This is a genomic window from Aerococcus agrisoli (assembly GCF_003797145.1).
Lineage (GTDB): Bacteria > Bacillota > Bacilli > Lactobacillales > Aerococcaceae > Aerococcus > Aerococcus agrisoli.
The window spans coordinates 1-3719 of sequence record NZ_RKMG01000056.1; the positions used below are offsets into that span (position 1 = coordinate 1).

Sequence of the window (3719 nt, forward strand, 5' to 3'; positions counted from 1 at the left end):
TAACTTAAACTTGAAATTTACGGAATTTTATAGTTACTTATTAATAGCAAATCGATTAGTAAATAACAATTATGAAATGGTTGTTGTTACGGATCATCATTCTGTCCAAGGTATTAAAAAATTACAAAAAGCATGTGATGCATTGCATCCAAAAAAACATATTAATATTATCCAAGGCGTTGAATTATCATGTACTGATAAATTACATGTAGTTGTCATTTTTGCTTAAGGGGAATTAGACAAAATTCAGCAGTGGATCGATGAATATTTAATGTCAAATGAACTAGGCATGAGACTGAGTGCTAAAGATGTATTAGAAAAATTTATTGGAGAAGGTAATATATCATATATCGCTCATATCAATACTTCAAATTTATTAGACAATAAATCATATTCTGGGGCATATAAATCAATCTTATTAGGAAACAACAGTGATTATTTTTTAACAAAATATTTAGGCGTTAATGCCAATCAAGACATCGAAAGTTATAAATGGAAGTTAAATAAACAATACAATGCTCCAAGAAATTTCGTAATTGATTGCGATGCTCATGCATTTGACTTAATACCAAATGAGAGTATGTATATTAAAGTGTCGAACAATTCAACTAATTCTTTATTTGAAGCTATTATACTTCCTTGAAATTTCAAGAATTAGTGAAGGAACAAGGTCTAATACCATAAATGTCCCGTAGGGGGTAACTGTTGCGACAACGCTCCACAGGAATCATTTTTCGGACATATGAAAGACCGTCTACATCTCGATGAAGTAGACGATTTAACAAAGTATAAGCGGAATTTTTAAGTTTATCGGCTACTAAAACAATTCCCGCCCTCAGTGGAATTTAGCAAAGCTAACTCCAACCCAATATTACCAGCTAAATAATTAAAGTCTATCCACGCGCTGATTTAATTAAAACACTGATTTTCCACGAATCAGAACTTTTGAAATGCAAGATATAGAATAATTCCTGACACGTGACTGCCCTTGACAATGGGTCCGATTTTTATAAACGAAACTTTGTTAACTAATTGTTTTTTCAAACATTATTTTAAAAAATTGAATGTATAATAGATAATAGTCTAGTGAAAAAATTTTTAATCAAAATTTCATCGCAGTACATGCAAGCAATTAAGTATGTCGAATATATTGAATATATATTTGTTGGGAGGTATTTTATGTTAAAAGATGTAGTAATAAAATTTAGGGATAGTAGCCCCAAAATTAGTCTTGATATTCCAAATCATTGTCCCCATTGTGGAAAAATCATGATACCGCATATACATGAAGGAGCTTCAGAATTTAACCATGGTGATAGTAAACGAATTATAGGTATTTTAGCGCAATGTGCAGATGTAGATTGTAAAAAGTTCTTTGCTTTAAGTTATAAATATAATCCAACATCCCAATACCCAGGTTCATATCTTTTGGAAAATTATACGTATTCTGTTCCTATCAATGTGTCATTGCCAGAAAATATAGAGAAAGTATCTTCAAAATTTGTTGAAATATACAAACAATCTGTTGAAGCTGAATCGAGTGGACTTGATCAAATAGCCGGAGTAGGTTATAGAAAAGCGACAGAATTTCTTATCAAAGACTATGCAATCAGAGTGAATTCAGAAGACAAAGAAAAAATTGAAAATATGTTTTTAGGAAAAGTTATCGATGATTACTTAAATGATTTTCAAAAATTACAAAATCTTGCAAGGGCATCCACTTGGATAGGGAATGACGAAACTCATTATGTTCGAAGACATGAGAATAAAGATATCAATGATATGAAGAAATTTATTTTGTCTGCGGCTCAATTCATAGCTGCGGATTATGACGCTGATGAAGCACTTAATTTTATTTCATAAAATTTATAGATGTTCTAAAGCTCATTATATTAAGTTCGTATAATTGTGTAAAAAAAGTGCCAATATTCTGACTCCTGTATAATTGTACTTACGACAAAACAATATCTGAATGTTAAGGTAATGCCTCAACTAAATTTTCCAATACATTGCGATAAGCTCCTATTTGAATTTTTTATATAAATGGTTAGATTTTGAAAAAATTGTAAATATTGCGGTATACAAAATGAAAATATAAAAGGCCATTGATCACGAAGGAGAAATTATGAAGGAATTTAATAATAAACTTAAAATATTTATAAGTTCTAAGATTGGAGATACTGCAGCGGATCAGAAGTATATGTTGGCTCGAAGCGCAGTCAAAGAAACGTTAGAGTCAACGGGACTTTTTGAGGTATATGCGTTCGAATCTGAAGGTCCTTCGGTAAGTCCTGCAACTGCTCATTTTACTGGGGCTTTACAGGATAGTGATGTTTGTATTTTCTTAGTTGACAATAAAGATGGTGTTCCACCTGGTGTAAAATCAGAAATTGAAATAGTTAATAAATACCAGATTCCTTCACTGTACTATTTTTGTCAAGGCGATGAAAAAGAAAAAACGCAAGTTCAACTGGAGTTACTAAAACCAACGGAAGCAAAACATTCAATTATCAACTCTTTTAGTGAATTTATTGAAAATTGTGCTCAGCATTTAGTATCAGACGTATTATTGACATTTAAAAGATATCGTAAGTTGCAACATGGACAAAATGAGATATCTGAAGTCGATAAAAAAATTGAAAATATTGAAGTACAAATGAAAAATCCAAATAATAATGTAGTTCTAGAAAAAGAAAAATTAGTTAATGAATTATGTAGAAATTATTTTTCAAACTATCTGTTCAATAAAAAACAACAACAAATAAGTAAGAAAGATTTTGATTATTATTGTTCTAGATATTTGTTAACAATGTTTGAAAATACCACTATTGAAGAATTTAATATGAATTTATTTTTAGAATCTTTGAGTAAGGTTTTGCCAACCCCGTACTTTGAAATAGTCGAGAAGAGGTGGATTTCAAATCAAAAATATTATTTAGAAGATTACGATGCTTCCATAGAATTATTAAAAGAAGCATTAACATTAGCCGAAAAAAAGCAAAGTGAAATTGACGAGTGGCTGGTTCAAGATATATTAATAGATCTACGAAATCGGGAAAAAAGTATAGCTGAGACTAAGAATCAATACATTGTGAAGTCGGAAGGGCAAGCGTGTCTAGATAGTAGAAAGGTAAAAATTTATTATCCAATAATTGATCGAAATGAAAAAAATTTATTTGAGTGGCTTGAAAAAGATCGCCAGAAAAGTGAGATGCAATCCTATTCTACATGGTCTTCTTATGGTGATCTTTCCTTTTTAAGTGATTATATTGCTGACATATACTATCAAGCCATGATGTTTGGCTCATTAACTTATATAAACAGAGTGTATTATTTGATTCAAAATTTAACTTACCATTTGAGTTTATTTTCAGATTATTGGCCGTGGGTGATGACACTTTTAAATTCAACAATAATCAACCTTGACCGAAAAAAAACAACTCAGGTAATGCATAATTTCGGTAATTTGCTTGAAAGAATGAATTCAGAAGAAGCTAGAAAAATTTTCCAGTTCTCAAACAATGCTATGCCTCAGCATAATAAATTTAGTGCCAATCTTATTGCTATGTCTGAAGTAGGGTATTACTTAAGTGACGAAGATTTTGAAAATTATTGGGATATGTTAAAAATTCAAATCAATGCATGGGTTAAGGAAGAAAATAGCATGGTCTCTTTACAACCTTACATTTTTCAATGTCTTAAATTGTCAAATTAAGTGC

The 3719-nt window shown here is 30.4% G+C and carries 3 protein-coding genes and 1 pseudogene; all 4 read left to right on the plus strand.

The window, feature by feature from the left end; translation table 11 throughout:
- Window positions 1-229, plus strand: a pseudogene (locus EF384_RS09875) (hypothetical protein); the annotation flags it as partial.
- Between the two features lie 42 nt (window positions 230-271).
- On the plus strand, window positions 272-643 hold the full coding sequence (locus EF384_RS09355) for a hypothetical protein (protein WP_123781420.1): 372 nt from the start codon (window positions 272-274) through the stop codon (window positions 641-643).
- Window positions 644-1179: 536 nt separating this feature from the next.
- The gene (locus EF384_RS09360; protein ID WP_123781422.1) at window positions 1180-1863 is read left to right on the plus strand and encodes a DUF4145 domain-containing protein; all 684 of its coding nucleotides are present in this window, start codon (window positions 1180-1182) and stop codon (window positions 1861-1863) included.
- 262 nt (window positions 1864-2125) lie between these two features.
- A complete protein-coding gene (locus EF384_RS09365) occupies window positions 2126-3715 on the plus strand; it encodes a hypothetical protein (RefSeq protein WP_123781424.1) in 1590 nt (529 codons plus the stop codon).
- Window positions 3716-3719: the final 4 nt, after the last annotated feature.

What these genes read in the sequence shown, in the direction of transcription:
- EF384_RS09355 (WP_123781420.1), top strand. Translation starts at nt 272, where the DNA reads ATGTCAAATGAACTAGGCATGAGACTGAGTGCTAAAGATGTATTAGAA.
- EF384_RS09360 (WP_123781422.1), top strand. Translation starts at nt 1,180, where the DNA reads ATGTTAAAAGATGTAGTAATAAAATTTAGGGATAGTAGCCCCAAAATT.
- EF384_RS09365 (WP_123781424.1), top strand. Translation starts at nt 2,126, where the DNA reads ATGAAGGAATTTAATAATAAACTTAAAATATTTATAAGTTCTAAGATT.